The 20,475-nt window shown below is 63.4% G+C and carries 21 protein-coding genes; 17 read left to right on the top strand and 4 right to left on the bottom strand.

Annotated features, from left to right (window positions below; genetic code table 11):
• The first annotated feature begins 143 nt into the window (after positions 1 to 143).
• The 13 genes from rpsF (at position 144) to EN861_RS12480 (ending at position 12,008) form a co-directional block, all read left to right on the top strand.
• The gene (gene rpsF, locus EN861_RS12540) at positions 144 to 632 is read left to right on the top strand and encodes a 30S ribosomal protein S6 (protein ID WP_027144123.1); all 489 of its coding nucleotides are present in this window, start codon (positions 144 to 146) and stop codon (positions 630 to 632) included.
• Positions 632 to 880 carry a 30S ribosomal protein S18 gene (gene rpsR / locus EN861_RS12535; protein WP_006203718.1) on the top strand — a complete coding sequence of 83 codons (249 nt, stop codon included), beginning with the start codon at positions 632 to 634 and terminating at the stop codon, positions 878 to 880. Before rpsF ends, rpsR begins: the two co-directional genes overlap by 1 nt.
• 215 nt (positions 881 to 1,095) lie before the next feature.
• Positions 1,096 to 1,680, top strand: a complete 585-nt coding sequence (gene rplI, locus EN861_RS12530) for a 50S ribosomal protein L9 (protein ID WP_127871428.1) — start codon at positions 1,096 to 1,098, stop codon at positions 1,678 to 1,680.
• Positions 1,681 to 1,832: 152 nt separating this feature from the next.
• Entirely contained in the window at positions 1,833 to 3,125 is a 1,293-nt protein-coding gene (locus tag EN861_RS12525) for a cyclopropane-fatty-acyl-phospholipid synthase family protein (RefSeq protein ID WP_127280225.1), read from the top strand.
• Positions 3,126 to 3,214: 89 nt separating this feature from the next.
• A complete protein-coding gene (locus EN861_RS12520; protein WP_127280224.1) occupies positions 3,215 to 3,538 on the top strand; it encodes a YnfA family protein in 324 nt (107 codons plus the stop codon).
• Between the two features lies 1 nt (position 3,539).
• Entirely contained in the window at positions 3,540 to 4,511 is a 972-nt protein-coding gene (locus EN861_RS12515; protein ID WP_135863796.1) for a small ribosomal subunit Rsm22 family protein, read from the top strand.
• A gap of 238 nt (positions 4,512 to 4,749) precedes the next feature.
• Positions 4,750 to 6,240: a replicative DNA helicase gene (locus EN861_RS12510; protein WP_127871426.1), complete on the top strand. Its 1,491-nt coding sequence runs from the start codon at positions 4,750 to 4,752 to the stop codon at positions 6,238 to 6,240.
• A gap of 92 nt (positions 6,241 to 6,332) precedes the next feature.
• Positions 6,333 to 7,736, top strand: a complete 1,404-nt coding sequence (radA, locus tag EN861_RS12505) for a DNA repair protein RadA (RefSeq protein ID WP_135863794.1) — start codon at positions 6,333 to 6,335, stop codon at positions 7,734 to 7,736.
• A 44-nt stretch (positions 7,737 to 7,780) separates the two neighbouring features.
• Positions 7,781 to 8,440: a CvpA family protein gene (locus tag EN861_RS12500; RefSeq protein ID WP_127278760.1), complete on the top strand. Its 660-nt coding sequence runs from the start codon at positions 7,781 to 7,783 to the stop codon at positions 8,438 to 8,440.
• 104 nt (positions 8,441 to 8,544) lie between these two features.
• Entirely contained in the window at positions 8,545 to 10,014 is a 1,470-nt protein-coding gene (purF, locus tag EN861_RS12495) for an amidophosphoribosyltransferase (protein ID WP_127278759.1), read from the top strand.
• Between the two features lie 148 nt (positions 10,015 to 10,162).
• A complete protein-coding gene (locus tag EN861_RS12490; RefSeq protein WP_127278758.1) occupies positions 10,163 to 10,903 on the top strand; it encodes an SDR family NAD(P)-dependent oxidoreductase in 741 nt (246 codons plus the stop codon).
• Positions 10,904 to 10,981: 78 nt separating this feature from the next.
• Positions 10,982 to 11,620 (top strand): hypothetical protein, encoded by a 639-nt coding sequence (locus EN861_RS12485; protein ID WP_135863792.1) that lies wholly within the window; start codon positions 10,982 to 10,984, stop codon positions 11,618 to 11,620.
• Between the two features lie 169 nt (positions 11,621 to 11,789).
• Entirely contained in the window at positions 11,790 to 12,008 is a 219-nt protein-coding gene (locus EN861_RS12480) for a hypothetical protein (RefSeq protein WP_127278756.1), read from the top strand.
• A 167-nt stretch (positions 12,009 to 12,175) separates the two neighbouring features.
• On the opposite strand, the gene EN861_RS12475 is transcribed toward EN861_RS12480, so the two are convergent.
• Positions 12,176 to 12,682: an OsmC family protein gene (locus EN861_RS12475; RefSeq protein WP_127278755.1), complete on the bottom strand. Its 507-nt coding sequence runs from the start codon at positions 12,680 to 12,682 to the stop codon at positions 12,176 to 12,178.
• Between the two features lie 189 nt (positions 12,683 to 12,871).
• On the opposite strand from EN861_RS12475, the gene EN861_RS12470 reads away from it, so the two are divergent.
• From EN861_RS12470 to EN861_RS12460, 3 genes are all read left to right on the top strand, one after another.
• A complete protein-coding gene (locus EN861_RS12470; RefSeq protein ID WP_135863790.1) occupies positions 12,872 to 14,389 on the top strand; it encodes a peptidase S10 in 1,518 nt (505 codons plus the stop codon).
• Positions 14,390 to 14,572: 183 nt separating this feature from the next.
• Entirely contained in the window at positions 14,573 to 15,679 is a 1,107-nt protein-coding gene (aguA, locus tag EN861_RS12465; protein WP_135863788.1) for an agmatine deiminase, read from the top strand.
• Positions 15,680 to 15,750: 71 nt separating this feature from the next.
• Positions 15,751 to 16,854, top strand: a complete 1,104-nt coding sequence (locus EN861_RS12460; RefSeq protein WP_127871420.1) for a polyamine ABC transporter substrate-binding protein — start codon at positions 15,751 to 15,753, stop codon at positions 16,852 to 16,854.
• Between the two features lie 19 nt (positions 16,855 to 16,873).
• On the opposite strand, the gene EN861_RS12455 is transcribed toward EN861_RS12460, so the two are convergent.
• The 3 genes from EN861_RS12455 to EN861_RS12445 form a co-directional block, all read right to left on the bottom strand.
• Positions 16,874 to 17,581 carry a LuxR C-terminal-related transcriptional regulator gene (locus tag EN861_RS12455; RefSeq protein WP_245512021.1) on the bottom strand — a complete coding sequence of 236 codons (708 nt, stop codon included), beginning with the start codon at positions 17,579 to 17,581 and terminating at the stop codon, positions 16,874 to 16,876.
• A gap of 165 nt (positions 17,582 to 17,746) precedes the next feature.
• Positions 17,747 to 18,607 carry a glutathione S-transferase family protein gene (locus tag EN861_RS12450; RefSeq protein ID WP_245511628.1) on the bottom strand — a complete coding sequence of 287 codons (861 nt, stop codon included), beginning with the start codon at positions 18,605 to 18,607 and terminating at the stop codon, positions 17,747 to 17,749.
• A gap of 38 nt (positions 18,608 to 18,645) precedes the next feature.
• Positions 18,646 to 19,227: a VOC family protein gene (locus EN861_RS12445; protein ID WP_135863783.1), complete on the bottom strand. Its 582-nt coding sequence runs from the start codon at positions 19,225 to 19,227 to the stop codon at positions 18,646 to 18,648.
• Positions 19,228 to 19,561: 334 nt separating this feature from the next.
• On the opposite strand from EN861_RS12445, the gene EN861_RS12440 reads away from it, so the two are divergent.
• On the top strand, positions 19,562 to 20,449 hold the full coding sequence (locus EN861_RS12440) for a DMT family transporter (RefSeq protein ID WP_135863781.1): 888 nt from the start codon (positions 19,562 to 19,564) through the stop codon (positions 20,447 to 20,449).
• Positions 20,450 to 20,475: the final 26 nt, after the last annotated feature.

Here is a 20,475-nt window from a genome sequence, read left to right as displayed (position 1 = left end):
TCCGCCTCCCGTGTCTCCGCTCTCGACCGTCTCGTCATGCTCCTTTCTTCCCGCGCCTTTCGAGGCACATGCGGGTCAGAGAAGTTGCAGAGGCTTTTGCCGCCGGGAACCGGGAGAGAAACGAAGAAAGGCACTGAACCATAATGGCTCTTTACGAACATGTGTTTCTTGCCCGGCAGGACCTCTCGCAGCAGCAGGTCGATGCGCTTGTCGAACAGTACAAGGGCGTCATCGCAGCAAATGGCGGGTCCGTCGGCCGGGTCGAGAACTGGGGACTGAAGTCCCTCACCTACCGGGTCAACAAGAACCGGAAGGCATACTACACGCTGATGGACCTCACCTGCCCGCCGGCAGCGCTCAACGAGATGGAGCGCCAGATGGGTCTGTCCGAGGACGTGCTGCGTTTCCTGACCATCAAGGTCGAGGCGCATGAGGAAGGCCCATCGGCCATGATGCAGAAGCGCGAAGAGCGCTCCGAGCGCGGTGGCTTCGGCGATCGCGACCGTGGCGATCGTCCGGCGCGCAGCTTCGGCGACCGCGGCGATCGTGGCCCGCGTTCGTTCGGCGATCGCGAAGGCGGCGACCGTGGTCCGCGCCGTCCGCGCGAAGGTTTTGAAGGGGGTGCAGAATAATGGTCGACATCAATCAGATCCCGACCCGGCGCCCTTTCCATCGCCGCCGCAAGACCTGCCCGTTCTCCGGCGCCAACGCACCGAAGATCGACTACAAGGACGTGCGCCTGCTGCAGCGCTACATTTCCGAGCGCGGCAAGATCGTGCCGTCGCGCATCACCGCCGTCAGCCAGAAGAAGCAGCGCGAGCTCGCCAAGGCGATCAAGCGTGCCCGTTTCCTCGGCCTGCTGCCCTACGTGGTTCGCTAATTCTTCCGAACGGGCGGTTCGCCGCCCGTTCCTGTCGCCGGCCATGACGGGCATGACCGGATAGCCATCAAATCCCGAGTTGAGGTCAATAACCTCTAACTGCCGCGACAGGCAGGACAGCGACACCGGCGGCAACGCCCTTTTGCTTCCTGACCTGTTCCAGAGAATTCGGCGTCGGCCTCGTGGACGGACGCCCAACCAAAAGGAACATAGCCATGGACGTCATTCTTCTCGAACGCGTTTCCCGCCTCGGCCAGATGGGCGATACCGTCAAGGTCAAGGACGGTTTTGCCCGCAATTTCCTGCTGCCGCAGGGCAAGGCGCTGCGCGCCAACGAAGCCAACAAGAAGAAGTTCGAGGGCCAGCGCGCCCAACTCGAAGCCCGCAACCTTGAACGCAAGTCGGAAGCGGCCCAGGTCGCCGAAAAGCTTGACGGCAAGAGCTTCATCGCGGTGCGTTCGGCCGGCGAGACCGGCCAGCTCTACGGTTCGGTGTCGACCCGCGACATCGCCGACCTGCTGACCGCGGAGGGCTTCACGGTCAACCGCAACCAGATCCAGCTCAACCAGCCGATCAAGACCATCGGCCTCACCAATGTGGCGATCGCACTGCATCCGGAAGTCGAAGTCACCATCACGCTCAACATCGCCCGCACGGCCGACGAGGCCGAACGCCAGGCCAAGGGCGAGACGCTGACCACCGCCGAAGCCATTTACGGCGACGACATCAACGACAATGCGCGGCCGGAAAACTTCTTCGATCCGAATGCCGAGTTCGAAGGCGGCGAAGACAACGCCTGATCGCACAGGTCCTCGGACCACCGCTCTCCAGCCATTCTGGACCAATGCCCGGGCCTCTCGCCCGGGCATTTTTGTGCCAAAAGGAACTTTTCGAAACCCTATATATTGATGCAGAGTAGGACAGCCTGTCTGACCGTGAGGGGACATTGGACATGAATATTCTGTTGAAGCGCGTTCTCGACCGCCTGGTGCGCACGGGCAATCTGAAGGTAACCGGGCCGAAGGGTTCGACATTCATCTTCGGCGACGGCAGCGGCGAGCCGGTGCATATGCACATCAAGACCCGCCATGCCGAGCGCGCCATCTCCTTCGATCCGATGCTGGCGGTGCCTGAATCCTATATGGACGGCGAGTTGGACATTCTTGAAGGCGGCGTGCTTGGGCTGATGCGCATTGCCTTCCAGAACATGGGCAGCGGCGGCATCGACGCGACCTGGTCGAAAGCCATCGAGGGCCTGCGCCACGCCTTCCGCCGCCTGCAACAGATCAACACCGCCTCGCGCTCGCGCCGCAACGTGCAGCGGCACTACGACCTGTCAGGTGAACTCTACCGGCTCTTCCTCGATGAGGACATGCAGTATTCCTGCGCCTATTTCGAGCAACCGGACATGACGCTGGAAGAGGCGCAGGCAGCCAAGAAGCGCCATATCGCCGCCAAGCTCCGGCTGAAGGCGGGGCAGACGGTGCTCGACATCGGCTCCGGCTGGGGCGGGCTCGGCCTCTATCTCGCCAAGGCTTTCGACGTCGACGTGCAGGGTGTGACGCTGTCGACCGAACAGCATGGCGTCGCCACGGACCGGGCGCATGCGCAAGGGCTGGAAAACCACGTCCATTTCGAACTGAAGGATTATCGCGAGCTCAACGAACGCTTCGACCGCATCGTCTCGGTCGGCATGTTCGAGCATGTCGGCGTCAACCATTACCGAACCTTCTTCGACAAGGCGGCAACATTGCTGAAGCCTGATGGTGTCATGCTTCTGCACACGATCGGCCGCTCCGGCGTGCCGTGGGCGACCAGCGCCTTCATCCGCAAGTATATTTTCCCGGGTGGCTATATTCCGGCGATGTCCGAGGTGCTGCCGGCGATCGAAAAGTCCGGCCTCGTGGTCACCGACGTCGAAATCCTGCGGCTCCACTATGCCGACACGCTGAAGCACTGGGGCCAGCGCTTCGCCGCCAACCGCGACAAGGCCAAGGCGATCTATGACGAACGCTTCTGCCGCATGTGGGAGTTCTATCTGGCCGCCTCGGAGGCTGCCTTCCGTTGGCAGGACCTGGTGATTTTCCAGTTCCAGATCACCAAGAAGAACGACACGTTGCCGATGACGCGCGACTACATGGCCAAATGCGAAAAGGCACTGGAAATGCGCGACATGGGTCGCCGCGAGGCGGCTCCAGTCGAGAAGCCCGTCAAGCCGGCCCGGCGCCGCAAGGTGGCGGAATAGGAACGGCGCTGCAGGACGCATTATTGGCGCTTGCCATTGCAGGCTCCTGCCCCGAAAAAGGCCTCGTGAATCGTCGCGAGGCCTTTTTCATGACCTATCTCCTCTATGCCGCCGCAGCGCTGGCCGAGATCGCCGGCTGTTTTTCGGTATGGGCCTGGTGGCGGCTGGAAAAATCGCCTTTGTGGCTGGCGCCGGGCTTTGTCTCGCTGCTTGTCTTCGCCTGGCTCCTGGCACTGGTCGACACCAATGCAGCAGGGCGAGCCTATGCCGCTTACGGCGGCATCTACATCGTAGCCTCGCTGGCCTGGCTCTGGCTGGTTGAAGGCGTGCGGCCCGACCGCTGGGATCTTGGCGGTGCGGCACTCTGCGTGGCAGGTGCCTCGATCATCCTACTCGTGCCGCGAGGAGCATAGCGTGGAGTTGCCGGCCCCTCTTCGACAGGCTGTCGATCGCATTTTGGAAAAGGTGCCGTTGCCGGACCTGAAGCAGGCGGCAAAGACGCTCTCCGACCGTTACCGCGCCGAACTGCGCGACGGCCGCCTGCACATGGCGCAGGACATGGCGGTCAGGGCCTATCTGGCGACGCGGCTGCCGGCGACCTATGCCGCGGTCCGCGCCAGCCTCGATGCGCTCGCCGAAGCCCGGCCGGATTTCACGCCGAAAACCTTGCTCGATGTCGGCGCCGGCCCTGGTACGGTGCTTTGGGCCACCAGCGACCTCTGGCCTGAACTGGAACTGGCCACGTTGCTGGAGGCGAGTGCCGCGGTGCGCAAAATCGGCGAGACACTTGCCGCCGATGCGATCGCGGCCCGGACCATCTGGCAGGCCGGCGATGTCACGACAGACCTTGCCGACCTCCAGCCCGCGGACCTCGTCACATGCGCCTATGTGCTGGACGAGATCGTGTCAGCATCCCTGGCCAAAATGATCGACCGGCTATGGCACCTCACGACCGACACGCTGCTGATTATCGAGCCGGGCACGCCGGCGGGCTGGCAGCGAATTCTGGCGGTGCGCCAGCAATTGATCGCCGCCGGCGCGCATGTGCTGGCGCCTTGTCCGCACGAAGCGCCCTGCCCGCTCAACCCGCCCGACTGGTGCCATTTTTCCCGCCGCGTCGCCCGCTCGCGCCTGCACCGGCTGGCCAAGGACGCCGATGTGCCATGGGAGGACGAGAAATTCATCTATGTCGCCGCTTCGCGCCAGCCGGCTGTCTCCCGCGCCGCACGGGTGATCGCGCCGCCGAAGTCAGGGTCCGGCAAGGTGTCGCTGAAACTCTGCGAAGCAGACGGCAGCGCCGGCGAAAAGCTCTTCACCAAACGCGACGGCGACGCCTTCAAGGTGGCGCGGCGGCTGGACTGGGGCGATGCGCTGGCACGAGGATGAAACGAACGCGACGGCTCCGCGATCCGGTGCCAATCGCTCCACTTTCCTGTTTTGTTCTCCTTCGAGAAACGCTAAACTCGCAACTCTCGATTCGAGTCAATTGCGATTCTTTCCACGGAAAAATTTTGGCTGTGAATCGCGAGTATCAAAGCCGCTTCGACACGGGCTGTTGCAGATAAGTCAGCACCGACTTGTCCAGTTCTGATATCGAAAGGGCGGGATCGAAATTGGGGACATCATGGCAGAGGCAGCGCGAAAATTCGGCGTGGCGGAGCAACCGCTCTATCGTGAATCGCCCAACAACATCGAGGCCGAGCAGGCGCTGCTTGGCGCCATCCTGGTCAACAACGATGCCTTCTACCGGGTGTCCGATTTCCTGAAGTCCGGTCATTTCCATGAACCCCTGCACCGCAAGATCTTCGACGTCGCGGCCGAATTGATCCGCATGGGTAAGGCGGCGACGCCGATCACGCTGAAGACCTTCCTGCCGGCCGACGAAAAGGTCGGCGACATGACGGTGGCGCAATATGTCGTGCGGCTGGCGGTGGAAGCCGTCACCGTCGTCAACGCCACCGATTACGGCCGCGCCATCTATGACCTGGCGACGCGCCGGGCGCTGATCACGGTCGGCGAGGACATGGTCAACATCGCCTATGACGCACCTGTCGACATGTCGCCTTCCGAACAGATCGAGGACGCCGAGCGCCGCCTGTTCGAACTGGCTGAAACCGGGCGCTATGACGGCGGCTTCGAGAGCTTCACCGACGCGGTCAAGACCGCGGTCGACATGGCCAACGCCGCCTATATGCGCGACGGCGGTCTGTCGGGCCTCGCCACCGGCATGCGCGATCTCGACCGCCGCATGGGCGGCCTGCAGCCCTCCGACCTGATCGTGCTTGCCGGCCGTCCGGGCATGGGCAAGACATCGCTCGCCACCAACATCGCCTTCAACGTCGCCGAGGCCTATGTGCCGGCACAACAAGCCGACGGCTCGTTCAAGGCGGCCAATGGCGGTGTCGTCGGGTTCTTCTCGCTCGAAATGTCGTCCGAACAGCTCGCGACCCGTATCATTTCCGAACAGACGGAAATCTCTTCCTCGAAGATCCGCCGCGGCGAAATCAGCGAAATGGATTTCGAAAAGCTGGTCGCCTGTTCGCAGACCATGCAGAAGATCCCGCTGTTCATCGACCAGACCGGTGGTATTTCCATTGCTCAGTTGTCTGCCCGCGCGCGCCGCCTGAAGCGCCAGCGTGGCCTCGACCTGATCGTCATCGACTATATCCAGCTGATGCAGGGCTCATCCGCCAAGTCCTCGCAGAACCGCGTGCAGGAAATCACCGAGATCACCACGGGCCTGAAAGCGCTGGCCAAGGAACTGACCGTGCCGATTATCGCGCTGTCGCAGCTCTCGCGTCAGGTCGAAAGCCGCGACGACAAGCGCCCGCAGCTCTCCGACCTGCGCGAATCCGGTTCGATCGAGCAGGACGCCGACGTCGTCATCTTCGTCTACCGCGAGGAGTATTACCTCAAGAACCGCGAGCCGAAGCTCGGCACCGAGGAATACGTCAAGTGGGAAAACGAGATGAACGAGATGCGCGGCAAGGCCGAGGTGATCGTGGCCAAGCAGCGCCATGGACCGACCGGCACGGTCACGCTCGCCTTCCACGGCGAATTCACCCGCTTCTCTGATTTGGCCGAAGAGCACCACATCGCGGAGAGGTTCGAGTAGCCGTTTGACCGCGACCTCAACAACAACGGGTCTCGGCGCTCTACGACGCCCCCCTCTGTCCGGAACCCGCAACCGGGCGGGAAGGTAAAAGCGTGGCTAAATCCCGCGTCCAGTTCATCTGCCAGAATTGCGGCTCGGTGCATCAGCGCTGGGCGGGCAAATGCGATGCCTGCGGCGAGTGGAACACGCTGGTCGAGGAAGGCAGGTCGGGCGGCATCGGCTCGGGGCCTGCCAACACGCGCAATGCCCGCAAGGGCCGCGCGGTGGTGCTGACCACGCTTTCCGGTGACATCGAGGACGCGCCGCGCATCATATCAGGCATCGGCGAACTCGACCGCGCCACCGGTGGCGGTTTCGTCCGGGGCTCTGCACTGCTGGTCGGCGGCGATCCCGGTATCGGCAAATCGACGCTGCTCACCCAGGCCGCGGCCGCTCTTGCCTCCAAGGGCCACCGCATCGTCTATGTTTCGGGCGAAGAGGCGGTTGCCCAGATCAGGCTGCGCGCGCAGAGGCTCGGCGTCGCGTCGGCGCCCGTGGAACTGGCGGCCGAGACCAATGTCGAGGATATCCTCGCCACGATCGCCGACGGCAAGCGGCCGGATCTGGTCATCCTCGATTCGATCCAGACGCTGTGGACCGACCTAGCCGACTCGGCGCCGGGCACGGTCACCCAGGTGCGGGCTGCCGCCCAGGCAATGATCCGCTACGCCAAATCCACGGGTGCCGCGATCGTGCTGGTCGGCCATGTCACCAAGGAAGGCCAGATCGCCGGTCCGCGCGTGGTCGAGCACATGGTCGACGGCGTGCTCTATTTCGAGGGCGAAGGCGGCCACCACTTCCGCATCCTGCGCACGGTGAAGAACCGCTTCGGACCGACCGATGAGATCGGCGTCTTCGAAATGTCGGACAAGGGTCTGCGCGAGGTCTCCAACCCGTCCGAACTTTTTCTCGGCGAACGGCACGCGAAATCGCCGGGAGCAGCGGTTTTCGCCGGCATGGAAGGCACCAGGCCCGTTCTGGTCGAGATCCAGGCGCTGGTCGCGCCCTCCTCGCTCGGCACGCCGCGCCGGGCGGTGGTCGGCTGGGACGGGGCTCGGTTGTCGATGGTGCTGGCGGTGCTGGAGGCGCATTGCGGTGTCCGTTTCGGCCAGCATGACGTCTATCTCAACGTCGCCGGCGGCTACCGCATCAGCGAGCCGGCGGCCGATCTTGCGGTCGCCGCGGCACTGGTTTCCTCGCTCACCGGTCTTGCCCTTCCCGCCGATTGCGTCTATTTCGGCGAAATCAGCCTTTCGGGCGCGGTGAGGCCGGTTGCGCATGCGCAGCAGCGCCTCAAGGAAGCCGAAAAACTGGGTTTTGGTAGCGCGGTTCTGCCCTTGGGCAGCGAGGAACTTGCTGGAGGGATCGGGGCCGGCGCTTTCCAACCCACCGAGCTTGCCGACCTCGTGGCGCGTATAGCCGGCTCACGGCGAAGCCGTGCCGACGATGAAGAGTGACGCGGCTCATCCGGTGGTGAGCAAGACAGAGTGGGGCGAAAGACATGCCGATTACGCTGCTTGACGGAATTCTCGTCGGCTTCACCCTGGTCTCGGCGATGCTCGCCATGGTTCGCGGTTTTTCGCGCGAAGTGCTCTCGGTGGTGTCCTGGGCGGCGGCGGCGGCGGCCGCCTTCTTCTTCTACAAGCCGGTCCTGCCCTACCTGAAGCCCTATATCGACAATGAGAAGATCGCCATGGCCGCTGCCGCCGGCGTCGTCTTCATCATCGCGCTGATCGTGGTCTCGGTCATCACCATGAAGCTCGCCGACTGGATCATCGATTCGCGCATCGGCGCGCTCGACCGCACGCTCGGCTTCCTCTACGGCGCCGCGCGCGGCGTCCTGGTCGTCGCGGTGGCGCTGCTGTTCTTCAACTGGCTGGCCGGCGCCAAGGCCCCGGCCTGGGTCACGGAAGCCAAGTCGCGGCCGCTGCTGGAACAGATCGGCGCCAAGCTGGAAAGCCTGCTGCCGGAGGATCCGGAAAACGCCATCCTCAAGAAGCTCAATCCGAATCAGCCGGCCGCCGAGACGCCCGCCGCGCCCGACGCACCGGCGGCGGATGCCCCAGCCGGCGGCGACGACGCCAATGCGCCAGCGCCCGACGACAACGACGCCGGTCCCGCCGACAACACGGCCAAGCCGGCGCCAGCGCCGGCGAACTGAGGTCCGAACGGGACGTCTGGCGATCGATCCATGTGAACGATCGCATGCAGTGCGTTGCTTTCGACGCGCGACCGCCTTATATGGCGATTTTAGCGGAGCTTAAGATGGCAGACGCAGACGACGTGCTTTCCGCCGAGGCTGACGATCATTTCCATGACGAATGCGGCGTCTTCGGCATCTTTGGCCGGCAGGATGCGGCGGCCATCGTCACGCTCGGCCTGCATGCGCTGCAGCATCGTGGCCAGGAAGCGGCCGGCATCGTTTCCTACGACGGCACCCAGTTCCATGTCGAACGCCACGTCGGACTGATCGGCGACACCTTCACCAAGCAGCGCGTCATCGACAGCCTGCAGGGCAACCGCGCCATTGGCCACACGCGCTACGCCACGACAGGCGGCGCCGGCATGCGCAACATCCAGCCCTTCTTCGCCGAGTTGGCCGATGGCGGCTTCGCCGTCGCCCATAACGGCAACCTCACCAACGCCATGACCGTGCAGCGCGCGCTGCAGAAGCAGGGCGCGATCTTCTCCTCCACCTCCGACACCGAGACGCTTTTGCATCTGGTCGCGACCAGCAAGGAGCGCGATCTCAACTCGCGCTTCATCGACGCGGTGCGCCAGGTAGAGGGCGCCTTCTCGCTGGTGGCGATGACGGCCAAGAAGATGATCGGTTGCCGCGATCCGCTCGGCATCCGCCCGCTGGTGCTCGGCGATCTCGACGGCGCCTGGATCCTGGCCTCCGAGACCTGCGCGCTCGACATCATCGGCGCCCGTTTCGTGCGTGATCTGAAGCCCGGCGAGATGGTCGTCGTCACCTCGAAGGGCATCGAGAGCCTGTTCCCGTTCGAACCGCAGAAGACCCGCTTCTGCATTTTCGAATATGTCTATTTCGCCCGGCCCGACTCTTCGGTCGAGGGCCGCAATGTCTATGAGGTGCGCAAGCGCATCGGCGCCGAACTGGCGCAGGAAAACCCGGTCGAGGCCGACATCGTCGTGCCGGTGCCGGACTCGGGCACGCCGGCGGCGATCGGCTTCAGCCAGGCGGCAGGCATTCCCTTTGAGCTTGGCATCATCCGCAACCATTATGTCGGCCGCACCTTCATTCAGCCCGGCGATTCGATCCGCCACATGGGCGTCAAGCTCAAGCACAACGCCAACCGCCGCATGATCGAGGGCAAGCGCGTGGTGCTGGTCGACGATTCCATCGTGCGCGGCACCACCAGCCAGAAGATCGTGCAGATGGTGCGTGACGCCGGCGCCAGGGAAGTGCACATGCGCATTGCCTCGCCGCCGACCAGCGCGTCGTGCTTCTACGGTGTCGACACGCCGGAGAAGTCGAAGCTGCTGGCTTCGCGCATGTCGGTGGAAGAGATGGCCGAGTTCATCCGCGTCGATTCACTCGGCTTCCTCTCGATCAACGGGCTCTACCGCGCCGTCGGCGAGGCCAGCCGCAACGACGAACAGCCGCAGTTCTGCGATGCGTGCTTCACCGGCCAGTACCCGACCCGCCTGCTCGACTTCGAAGGCCACGACAATGTGCGCACGCTGTCGCTGCTGGCGACAAGCGGGGCGTAGGATTGCCGGACCGTCACCAGCTTAGAGCGGTTCAACGTTTGATAGAATCGCCGAACCGCTCTAACTCTTTGTTTTTACGCAATTCCGGACGGAAAACCGTTACACACTTTTCCTGGAATTGCTCTAGCCAGAGTTCCGGAAGCATCGCATGACCCTCGACCTTACCGGCCGCGTTGCGGTCGTCACCGGCGCCTCGCGCGGCATCGGCTATTTCATCGCCAGGGAATTGGCGGCGGCCGGTGCGCATGTCATCGCGGTTGCCCGCACCGTCGGAGGGCTGGAAGAACTCGACGACCAGATCAAGGCGGCTGGCGGCCAGGCGACGCTGGTCCCGCTCGATCTCGCCGACATGGCCGGCATCGACCGGTTGGGGGGCGCCATCAACGAGCGCTGGGGCAAGCTCGACATTCTCGTAGCCAATGCCGGCGTGCTCGGCGTCATCTCGCCGATCGGCCATGTCGAGGCCAAGACCTTCGAAAAGGTGATGACCATCAACGTCACCTCGACCTGGCGGCTGATCCGCTCCGTCGACCCGCTGCTGCGGCTCTCGGACGCCGGCCGGGCGATTATCCTGTCTTCCAATGCCGCGCATTCCGCGCGCGCGTTCTGGGCGCCTTACGCGGCATCGAAGGCGGCGGTCGAAACAATGATGCGTTCCTGGGCGCATGAGACGCAAAGCCTGCCGCTGCGCGTCAACGCCGCCGACCCCGGCGCCACGCGCACCGCGATGCGCGCGCAAGCCGTACCCGGTGAGGATCCCGAGACGCTGCCGCACCCCTCCGAGATCGCCAAACGCATCGTGCCGCTGGCCAGCCCGGACCTCAAAGAGACCGGCCTGATCTTCCAGGCCAAGCACAACCGCTTCGTCACCTATCGGCAACCGGAATAAAACTCGGGTTCGAAACGGATTAAAAGAGCCTTCGGCTACGTTCTCCTGACGTAGGACATTCGAAACCGGAGGACCGACATGCGCAGATTCGTTATCGTTGCCGCCGCTCTCACCGCCGCCCTTGGGGCTACAGTCGGTGTGGCTGTTTCCCAAGATACCAAAATGAGCTTCTTCGTCACCAGTGTCGGCTCCGGCAAGGGCGCCGATCTCGGTGGCCTGAAGGGCGCGGACGCCCATTGCGCATCGCTTGCCGAAGCCGCCGGCGTCACCGGCAAGAGCTGGCACGCTTATCTCTCGACCAGCGCCGAGGATGCGCGCGACCGCATCGGCAAGGGGCCTTGGTTCAACGCCAAGGGCGCCAAGATCGCCGATGATGTCGCCTCCCTGCACAGCGACGCCAACGGCATCACCAAGCAGACCGCGCTGAATGAGAAGGGTGAGACGGTCAACGGTCGCGGCGATACTCCCAACCGGCACGATATGCTGACGGGATCCAAGCCTGACGGCACCCGGATCGCCGACCAGACCTGCGGCGACTGGACGATGAGCGGCGCCGAAGGGGCGGCCATGATGGGCCATCACGACCGCACCGGTCTCGACGATTCGGCGGCGGCAAAGTCATGGAATTCCTCGCACGCCTCTCGTGGCGGCTGCAGCCAGGAGGCGCTGAAAGGCACAGGTGGCGACGGCCTGTTCTATTGTTTTGCGACCGACTGAACCGTGGCGTCGGCAACAGGCCAGTCCGAAAATCCGCCGGATGATCACGCGGCTGTGATCTAAGGGAGAAGGGCGCGCGGCGGTCATGCTTTCGTCATTTCGGAGGAGTTGTTAGGATCGGAAGACTCCCACACCAAGCGCCCTGCTGGGGCAGAACAAGGAAAACTCCATGGCTACGACCGCAGCATTGGTCTGGTATCTGGTAATCGCCGGCCCACAGGGCGGCATGGTTGTGCTGCCCAGCACCTTCGACAAACGCGAACAGTGCGCCGCCGCCATCACCGAGTATCAGAAGCAGCCGACACCCGCGGGCTGGTCCGTGCAGTGCGTGCCGAGCGCCTCGCCCTTCACCGACGAAGGCGACGCCGAAGAGCCGGCAGCTCAGTAAGCATCAGGTATCACTAGAGCAATTCCAGGAAAAGTGTGCAGCGGTTTTCCCGGAAGAAGCGCGTAGCGCTTCCCCTTGGGAATTGCGTAAAAACAAGAAGTTAGAGCGGGTCAGAGATTCTATCAAACTCTGAACCGCTCTAGGCCCGCTGCCGCGGGCCTTGTGATTCATCTCCGCGCGCTCACCGTCAGCTCCGGCTTCTGGTTGATGGTCTGGAACACCACGCAATAGCGCTCGGTCAGCTTCAGCAGCGAATCGATCCGCTCCTGCGGCTCGTCCGTGTCGAGATCGAAACTGAGCCGGATGGCGCGAAAACCGACCGGCGCATCCTTGGCGACACCGAGTGTGCCACGAAAATCAAGGTCGCCTTCGGCTTCAACGGTCGCGGCGCCGAGCTTGAACTCGAGCGCCGTCGCCACCGCCTTCAGCGTCACCCCGGCGCAGGCCACCAGCGCCTCGAGGAGCATGTCGCCGGAGCACAGCTCGAGCCCCGAGCCGCCTGTCGCCGGATGAAGGCCAGCGACGGCAATCGCCCTGCCGGTGTCGACCTTGCAGGCGACCGACTGTTCGTCGATCGAACCCTTCGCTCTCAGCGTGATCAGTGCTTGCGCGGCGTCGTTACGGTAGGCCTGCTTCAGCGGCGCCTGCATGGCCTTGAGTTCGGTCGCGTCCATTTTCGTTCCTTTCGAACGGCTTTCTGTCTTGATAGCACGGTCGTACGGAAGTGTGAGCCAATCCGAGCGACGATCCAAGCTGTCAGGAACCGGTGTCGAGGGGATAGCAGTGGGCTCGCCTTCGTCTATTCCCTTTGACTTCATTCGCCTCGGCCATACCTATGCGGGAGTCGTTCCCGCGGAGGCCTCATGCGTTCCAAGCTGAAACTCGTCTCCCTTGTCCTCGTCATGCTTGCCGGCTTCGCGCGGCCCCTCTTGGCTGAAACGCCAGAGCGGCCAGCGCCCGAGGGTGGTGTGCTGTCGCTGCTGCCCTCACCCGAGATCAGCGACCATTCGATCACCATTGCCGGGCACAGTCTGCGGTACCAGGCAAAGGCCGGCACGCTTCCGCTGCTCTCCGGCAAGGGCGAGGTCACGGCGGAGATTTTCTATGTTGCCTATACGCTGAAACCGCGTGAGGGCACGGCGACGGAAGCACCGCGGCCAATCACCTTCGCGTTCAATGGCGGCCCGGGCGCCGCTTCAGCCTATCTGCATCTCGGCGCGCTCGGACCGCGCATAGTGGCGACCGGAGCCGACGGGGAATTCCTCCCCTCGCCGCAGAAGCTCATCGACAATCCCGACAGCTGGCTCGACATGACCGACCTCGTCTTCGTTGATCCGGTGGGAACCGGCTACAGTCGCGAGGCGCCTGGCCAGGATACGCACGACTTCTGGGGCGTCAGGCAGGACGCCAGTTCTATCGGTGCGTTTATCCGGCTCTATCTTGCCCAAAACAGCCGCATGGGATCCCCGCTGTTCCTCGCCGGTGAGAGCTATGGCGGGTTCCGGGCGGCACTGCTTGCCAGGACGCTGCAGGAAGATATCGGCATCAGCCCAAGCGGCATCGTGCTGATCTCGCCGGCGCTGGAATTCACCCTGGTGCAGCCCGACGAATTCGAGCCGCTGCATTGGGCTCTCGAACTACCCTCGCTCGCCGCGGTTCGCCTGCGTAGTGAAGGTTTCAACGGCGATGCACTGCGGGAAAAGCTCGCCGATATCGAGCATTATGCACTTGGCGAGTACCTCACCGCGCTCGCCAGTGGGCTGGAGCAAGGCGGGCGGCTGGCCAGCGATCGCGTAGCGGAGATCACCGGCCTGCCACTCGACCTCGTTCACCGCAACTTCGCCCGCGTCCCGACCTCGCTCTTCGCAAGGGAGTTTGGCCGTGCCACGGGCAAGGTGCTCAGCCCCTATGACGGTATGATCGCGACGGCGGACATAGCGCCTCAGAGCGCCCGGATCGCCGGTCCCGATCCGGTGCTGGACCGCAGTGTGCCGGCGCTGACCTCGGCCTTTGTCGGCTACGCTCGCGACGAGCTGAACTTTCGCACCGATGTTAGCTACCGCTTACTGAACGACGATATCAGCCACAACTGGGACTATGGGACGAGCGCCTCGCGCCAAGGCTATGCTGGCGTGATGGACGATTTGCAGCGGGCACGCTCCTTGAATCCCGCGCTGGGCGTCGTCATCGTCAACGGCTACACCGATCTCGTCACTCCCTACCTGGCGTCGCGTTATCTGGTCAGCCAGATTCCATCGCTCGCCGGCGCCAGGCCGATCCGCCTCGACGTCGTTGAAGGTGGACACATGATGTATTTCAAGCCGGACGGCCGACACGCGCTGAAAGAGGCCGCTTCGGAACTTTACCAGGCGACGCAATAAACAATAGAGACCCCGCAATTTCGGGCAACCTAGGCCCGGGGCCAATGGTGCTGGCCCCAGCCGAACGCAGGCCAGGGGACTGGCGCAGTGATCAAGCTATCCCAAATGGGACATTGACGAACAAGGCCCCAAAACCTTCTGATCCGGGAAAGTTTCGTCGTTCCATTTTCCGGCAGTCCCACAATGTCACATACGCTCTCGACCACACCGAGACAGGATGGGTTTCGCGCTCCCGGCGAATTCGAACCCAAATCAGGCTGCTGGCTGATCTGGCCGGAGCGGCCGGACACCTGGCGCCAGGGCGCCAAGCCCGCCCAGAAGCTGTTCGCCGACGTCGCCGCCGCGATCGCGCAAAGCGAACCCGTGACCGTGGCGGCATCCAGCCGCCAATGGCGGAACGCCAGAGCGCGCTTGCCCGCCGAGGTGCGCGTCGTGGAGATGTCCACCAACGATTCCTGGCTGCGCGACAGCGGCCCCAATTTCGTCGTCAACGACCAAGGCGGCGTGCGCGGCGTCGATTGGATCTTCAACGCATATGGCGGGTTTGACGGCGGCCTCTACTCGCCTTGGGATCTCGATGACCTTGCCGCACAAAAAGTGCTCGAGATCGAGAGGATGGACCGCTACCGCGCGCCGCTGATCGCCGAGGGCGGCGGCCTGCAATGCGATGGCCAGGGAACGCTGATGACGACCGAGCAATGCCTGCTCAATCGAAATCGCAACGCCCAACTCGGCAAAGCCGAGGTGGAGAGCCGGCTTGGCGACTATCTCGGCGTCGACGACATCATCTGGCTGCCGCGTGGCTTTGCTTTCGACGAGACGGATGGTCATGTCGACGATCTCTGTTGCTTCGTTCGTCCGGGCGTCGTGGCGCTGAGCTGGACCGACGAGCGGAGCGACCCGCAATATGAGATCGTGCGCGAAGCCGAAGAGGTGCTGCGTTCGGCCCGTGACGCGCGTGGCCGCAGCCTGGAGGTTCATCGGCTGCACCATCCCCTGCCGATCGAAATGACGGCCGAGGAAAGCGAGGGCTTGGACCGGGTCGATTCGACCTGGGCGCGGCCAACAGGCAACCGGATCGCGGCGAGTTACATCAACTATTATCCGGGCAACAGCGTCGTGGTCGTGCCGGAGTTCGGCTGCGATCTCGACCGGAAGGCAAAGCAACAGCTGGCCACGCTGTTCCCCGACCACAAGATCGTGGGCATCGAGAACTCCCGCGAAATTCTGCTCGGCGGCGGCAATGTCGCCTGTATCACCTTACCCGTTTATGCGCCGCAGCGGCGTTGAGCGGCAAGCGTGCCGAAAGTGAAATTGGAACGGTGCGCCGCATCGGCCGCACCCGCGAAAGGAGGACACCCATGCGCTCCCTGCTCATCCCAATCCTGAGCGCCGCGCTTGCCTGCGGCATCTGCTTCGGCGGCGCCCGGGCGGACGACGAGAAGGTCGTCAACGTCTACAACTGGTCCGACTATATCGCGCCGGACACGGCTGAGAAGTTCGAGAAGGAGACAGGTATCAAGGTCCGCTACGATGTCTATGACGGCAACGAGGTCCTTGAGACGAAACTGCTCACCGGCGGCTCGGGGTATGACGTGGTGTATCCCTCGGCCTTTCCGTTTCTGAAGAACCAGGTGAAGGCGGGCGCTTTCCTGCCACTCGACGGATCGAAGCTTTCAAACCACTCGAAAATCGATCCGCAAGCCTTGTCGCTGATCGCGGGCGCGGATCCGCAGAACCTGCACGCAGTGCCTTACATGGCCGTCACGGACGGCATCGGCTACAATGTCGCTGCCATCAAGCAACGGATGCCGGACGCGCCGACAGATTCGTTCGCCATGGTCTTCGACGTCGACGTCGTCAAGAAATTCTCCGATTGCGGCGTCGCCATGATCGATGCCCCGGCGGAGATCATTCCGATGGCCATGAACTATCTCCATATCGACCCCAGGTCGACCAGTCCGGACGACCTCGCCAAGGTTGAAGAACTGATGGGCAAGGTGCGGCCTTATATCCGTTACTTCCACTCGTCGAAATACATCAACGACCTGGCGAATGGCGACATCTGTGTCGTGCTGGGCTGGTCGGGCGACATATTGCAGGCGAAGACCCGTGCGGCGGAATCCGCGAAGAAGCTTGAGATTGCCTATTCCATTCCCAGGGAAGGCACGCTGATAAACTTCGATACGATGGCGGTGCCGAAGGATGCGCCGCATCCGGAGAATGCCCGGGCCTGGATCGATTTCAACTTGCGGCCCGACATAGCGGCGGCCAATTCCAGCTATGTTTCCTATGCCAATGCGATCCCGGAATCCCTGCCGCTGATGGATCAGGCCGTCGCCAAGGATCCCGGCGTTTTCCCACCCGATGACGTAAAGGCCAAGCTGTTCGTGGTCGAGAACAACGACGCAAAGCTGCTGCGCCTGCAGAACCGCATGTGGACACGCGTCGTGACGGGACAGTGAAGCTGGCAAAACGACACCGTCAGGTGCGCGGAGCCTCCCAGCCGGCGGCCAGCAACTCGACCTGGGAGTGCACACCGAGCTTGCGGTAGACCTGCTTGATGTGGTTGCGCACGGTGCCGGGTGAAATCGACAGGTTTCGCGCAATCGTCTTGGCGCTGCCGCCCTCGATCAGCAGCCGCGCGATCTGCCTTTCCCGGGCGCTCAGTTGCGACCCCGCGGCTTCGAGTGCGGACCCCTTGTCCCGAAGGCGGCACAAATGAAGCAGCCTTTGCAGAATGAGCTTCGTCGCGCTGCTCGCCGCGCCGGCCACGGCCAGATCATGCTCGCCAAAACGCGGTGCGCCGTTGCGGCGCAGAAAGGTCACATAGCCGGCCGTCAGTCCGTCGAGATTGAAGACGCCCGTTATTTCATCGAAGCTGCCGGAGGGCCCGTAGAATTCGCGATAATAGGGCGTGCGCTGGAAATCGCCGTGGCTGAGAGCCGACAAGGGCAGCAGGAAATCCTGTCTGGTGCTGGCGAACCTCTGAAAGAAGGGATCCTGGCGATAGATGCGCGCATCATAGTCGCGGTTCCAGCGATCGGGTCCGGCATCGTCGATGGTCAGGGACGTTATATCGCGACGATAGAAGCCAACATAGACACGATCCGAGCCAAGCAGCACGCCTGCCGCCGCGCTGAAGCGGGCCGACAAGTCTTCGGGCGTTGCCGCCAGGGCCGCGGCGGCCACGCCACCGCTCCAGCGTTCAAGCCGGTCGAGAGAAAAATTCGACTGCATCCGCGCCCAGACTAACGCAAGCCCCGCCAACTTCAAGCTGGCGGGGAACCGTGACGCCACCGGTGAAATCAGTCGGTGGCTGCTTCCGCAGCTCACCGCCCCATCGACGGCTTGGAATCACGCCTTGGCCTGCGACCTCACATGGGCGATGTAGCCGCGCACGTCGCCGGCAGGGCCGGCATAGGCCTTGCCGAGCTTCTTCTCCATCGCCGCCATGTATTCCTTCGCCCATTTGGGCAGGGCGTAGTCGATGACGGCGAGGAATTCGAGGGTCGCCGCCAGGCGGATGTCGGCGATCGACGGGTTCTTGCCACCGATGAACGGCTTGCCGTCGCGGAAGAAGGAATGGAAGACCTCGAGCGGTTCGGCAATGGCGGCGACCGCCGCCTTCTGTGCCTCCGATTTCCTGTCCGGATGGGCGTCGCTGTGACCGACCTCGCCGGCATATTGCGGGAAGCCGAGCGCGGGATAGGTGGCGCGCGCCACATAGGGATAGAGCGTGCCGATCAGATAGAACATGGCGCTGTCTATCATTGCCCGCTTGGCTGGCGCCTTGGGGTAGAATTTCTCCAACCCATGCTTGTTGGAAAGATATTGCATGATGGCACAGCTCTCCCAAAGCACGCCGCGCGGCAGGCCCTTGTCCTCGATCATCGGCGTCAGATGGGCCGGATTGCGCGCCATGTATTCCGGCGAGCGCGTGAGCCCCCACGCATCGGTCTCCGCATGGTCGAGCCCGGCGGCGCGGGCAAAGACGCGAACGGTCATGTTGTTGACGCTCGGCTTCAGCATGCTGATGGTCAGCGCCGGTTTCTTTGCCGGTTTCGCCTTGGCCTTGGCCACCGTCTTGCCGGCGGCTGCCCTTGACGCCGTCTTGGCCGCTGGTTTGGCGGCTGCTTTTGCCGCTGGTTTGGCGGCGGCTTTTGCCGCCGGTTTTGACGCTGGTTTGCCCACCGGCTTGCTTGCGCTCTTCGTCATTGCCTTTGCCACATATTCCTCCCTTGCCTGTTCAGCGCTCAATATGGATTTTTGGGTGCCCGGTCGGCCGACAATGTCGCGCGCGCGCGTTCCACCAGAGCCTGGATGGCGTCAGCCAGATGCACTTCGGCGATGTTGTAGTCGCCACGCGCGACGCGAAGCCTGTGCGCCTCCATCAGCACGTCGGCATGGGTGAAGCCCGCAGGCGGCTCGAAACGATAGGAGGCAAGCTCGATCAGCAGGCCGAGCGGGTCCTCGAAATAGATCGAATCCATGAAGCCGCGATCCTTGACGCCGCTGTGCTTGATGGCGCGCTCGTCGAGCCGGGCGACCGCCTGCAGGAAGGTGACCCGCGACACCGAAAAGGCGATGTGATGAACGCAGCCCGGGTCGGTTGGGGTGCGGCGCTTCACGGCCGCGCGGGTCTCGTCGGTGAAGATGGTGATCAGCCGGCCGTCGCCCGGATCGAAATACAGATGGCTTTCGGTCGGCTTGTCGAGGTTGGGCTGCTCGAAGATGAAAGGCATGCCCAGCACACCTTCCCAGAAATCGATCGAGGTCTGACGGCCGGCACCGACCAGCGTGATGTGATGGACGCCTTGCGACTGCAGTTTCCGCATCGGCCTTCTCCCCCGAAATATCCGCTCTGACATAGGCGGCCCGTCAGGCCGCGCCTGCGCATGCTACATCTGGCATGAGCTGAGCGCCAATTCGCTGTTCGTTCCCCGGCGTTCCGCGCGCCGCCCTTCTCAGGCTTTATGCGACGATGCTAAACCAATCAGCCGGGCCGCGCCAGAAGCCGCATCCGGGAGAGGCTGTATTTCGCGCCGCCGCCCCCTGCCCCAAAGGCAAGCGCGGTGCTGGAGCAGCGTCGTGCCGGATTTCGCCCGTATAGCTGGCAGAGCGGAGCCGACAGGGGCCGGAGCCGCCCTCACACAAGCAGGCGCATGCCTTATGGCCGATATCGCCATTCTCGATACACGCGAAAGAGTTCTCGCCGGCATCTTTTTGACCGGCGCCGCCTACTTGCTGTTTTCGACGCAGGATGCCTCGATCAAGCTGCTGGTTGCCGGCATGAGCGTCTGGCAGATCATGTTCTTTCGCAGCATCACAATTCTTGGTGCCTGCGCGGCCATCGGCGGGCGGCGGCTGTTTACCGATACCGTGCGCTCGCCGATTGTGTTGCCAATGCTGGTGCGCAGCGCCTTCACGCTTGCCGCCTGGCTTTGCTATTACAATGCCGCCCGCAGCCTGCAACTCGCCGAACTGACCACCGTCTATTACGCGGCCCCGATCATCGTGACCGTGCTTTCGGTGGTCCTGCTCGGCGAAAAGGTGCCTATTTTGCGCTGGCTGGCGGTTCTGATCGGCTTTGCCGGTGTCTTTGTCGCCTGCGATCCCGGCCATCTCGGCCTTTCGGTACCCGTGTTGCTGGTGCTGACGGCGGCCTTCCTGTGGGGCATCGCCATCGTGCTGCTGCGCAAGACGGCCCTTGCCGAGCGCTCGATGATCCAGCTCCTCCTCAACAATTTCAACTTCCTGGTGTTTTCGGCGGTGCCGGCTTTGTTGTGGTGGCATACGCCGGACCCGACACAATTGCTGCTTCTTGCCAGCGTCGGCGCACTCGGCGGCCTGGCGCAATATCTTCTCTTCGAAGGCATGAAGCGGACGCCGGCATCGATCCTGGCGCCCCTCGAATACACCTCCCTGATGTGGGCGTTCGCGCTCGGCTTCGCGATCTGGGGCGACGTGCCACGCCGCGAGGTTTTTCTGGGTGCTGCCCTTATCGTCGCCGCCGGCCTGCTGATCGTCGGCGGCGAGCATTTTCGCAAGAGGCTCTGATGGTCAATGTTGCTGACGCTACGATG

It is taken from the genome of Mesorhizobium sp. M8A.F.Ca.ET.218.01.1.1 (genome assembly GCF_004791165.1).
In the GTDB taxonomy this organism is placed as follows: domain Bacteria; phylum Pseudomonadota; class Alphaproteobacteria; order Rhizobiales; family Rhizobiaceae; genus Mesorhizobium.
The sequence above is the reverse complement of the archived record's forward strand: the minus strand, read 5'-3'. Positions and strand labels throughout refer to the sequence as shown.

Coding starts and splice junctions, on each gene's coding strand:
- rpsF (WP_027144123.1), top strand. CDS start 144: ATGGCTCTTTACGAACATGTGTTTCTTGCCCGGCAGGACCTCTCGCAG.
- rpsR (WP_006203718.1), top strand. CDS start 632: ATGGTCGACATCAATCAGATCCCGACCCGGCGCCCTTTCCATCGCCGC.
- rplI (WP_127871428.1), top strand. CDS start 1,096: ATGGACGTCATTCTTCTCGAACGCGTTTCCCGCCTCGGCCAGATGGGC.
- EN861_RS12525 (WP_127280225.1), top strand. CDS start 1,833: ATGAATATTCTGTTGAAGCGCGTTCTCGACCGCCTGGTGCGCACGGGC.
- EN861_RS12520 (WP_127280224.1), top strand. CDS start 3,215: ATGACCTATCTCCTCTATGCCGCCGCAGCGCTGGCCGAGATCGCCGGC.
- EN861_RS12510 (WP_127871426.1), top strand. CDS start 4,750: ATGGCAGAGGCAGCGCGAAAATTCGGCGTGGCGGAGCAACCGCTCTAT.
- EN861_RS12500 (WP_127278760.1), top strand. CDS start 7,781: ATGCCGATTACGCTGCTTGACGGAATTCTCGTCGGCTTCACCCTGGTC.
- purF (WP_127278759.1), top strand. CDS start 8,545: ATGGCAGACGCAGACGACGTGCTTTCCGCCGAGGCTGACGATCATTTC.
- EN861_RS12490 (WP_127278758.1), top strand. CDS start 10,163: ATGACCCTCGACCTTACCGGCCGCGTTGCGGTCGTCACCGGCGCCTCG.
- EN861_RS12485 (WP_135863792.1), top strand. CDS start 10,982: ATGCGCAGATTCGTTATCGTTGCCGCCGCTCTCACCGCCGCCCTTGGG.
- EN861_RS12480 (WP_127278756.1), top strand. CDS start 11,790: ATGGCTACGACCGCAGCATTGGTCTGGTATCTGGTAATCGCCGGCCCA.
- EN861_RS12475 (WP_127278755.1), bottom strand. CDS start 12,682: ATGGACGCGACCGAACTCAAGGCCATGCAGGCGCCGCTGAAGCAGGCC.
- EN861_RS12470 (WP_135863790.1), top strand. CDS start 12,872: ATGCGTTCCAAGCTGAAACTCGTCTCCCTTGTCCTCGTCATGCTTGCC.
- aguA (WP_135863788.1), top strand. CDS start 14,573: ATGTCACATACGCTCTCGACCACACCGAGACAGGATGGGTTTCGCGCT.
- EN861_RS12460 (WP_127871420.1), top strand. CDS start 15,751: ATGCGCTCCCTGCTCATCCCAATCCTGAGCGCCGCGCTTGCCTGCGGC.
- EN861_RS12450 (WP_245511628.1), bottom strand. CDS start 18,607: ATGACGAAGAGCGCAAGCAAGCCGGTGGGCAAACCAGCGTCAAAACCG.
- EN861_RS12445 (WP_135863783.1), bottom strand. CDS start 19,227: ATGCGGAAACTGCAGTCGCAAGGCGTCCATCACATCACGCTGGTCGGT.
- EN861_RS12440 (WP_135863781.1), top strand. CDS start 19,562: ATGGCCGATATCGCCATTCTCGATACACGCGAAAGAGTTCTCGCCGGC.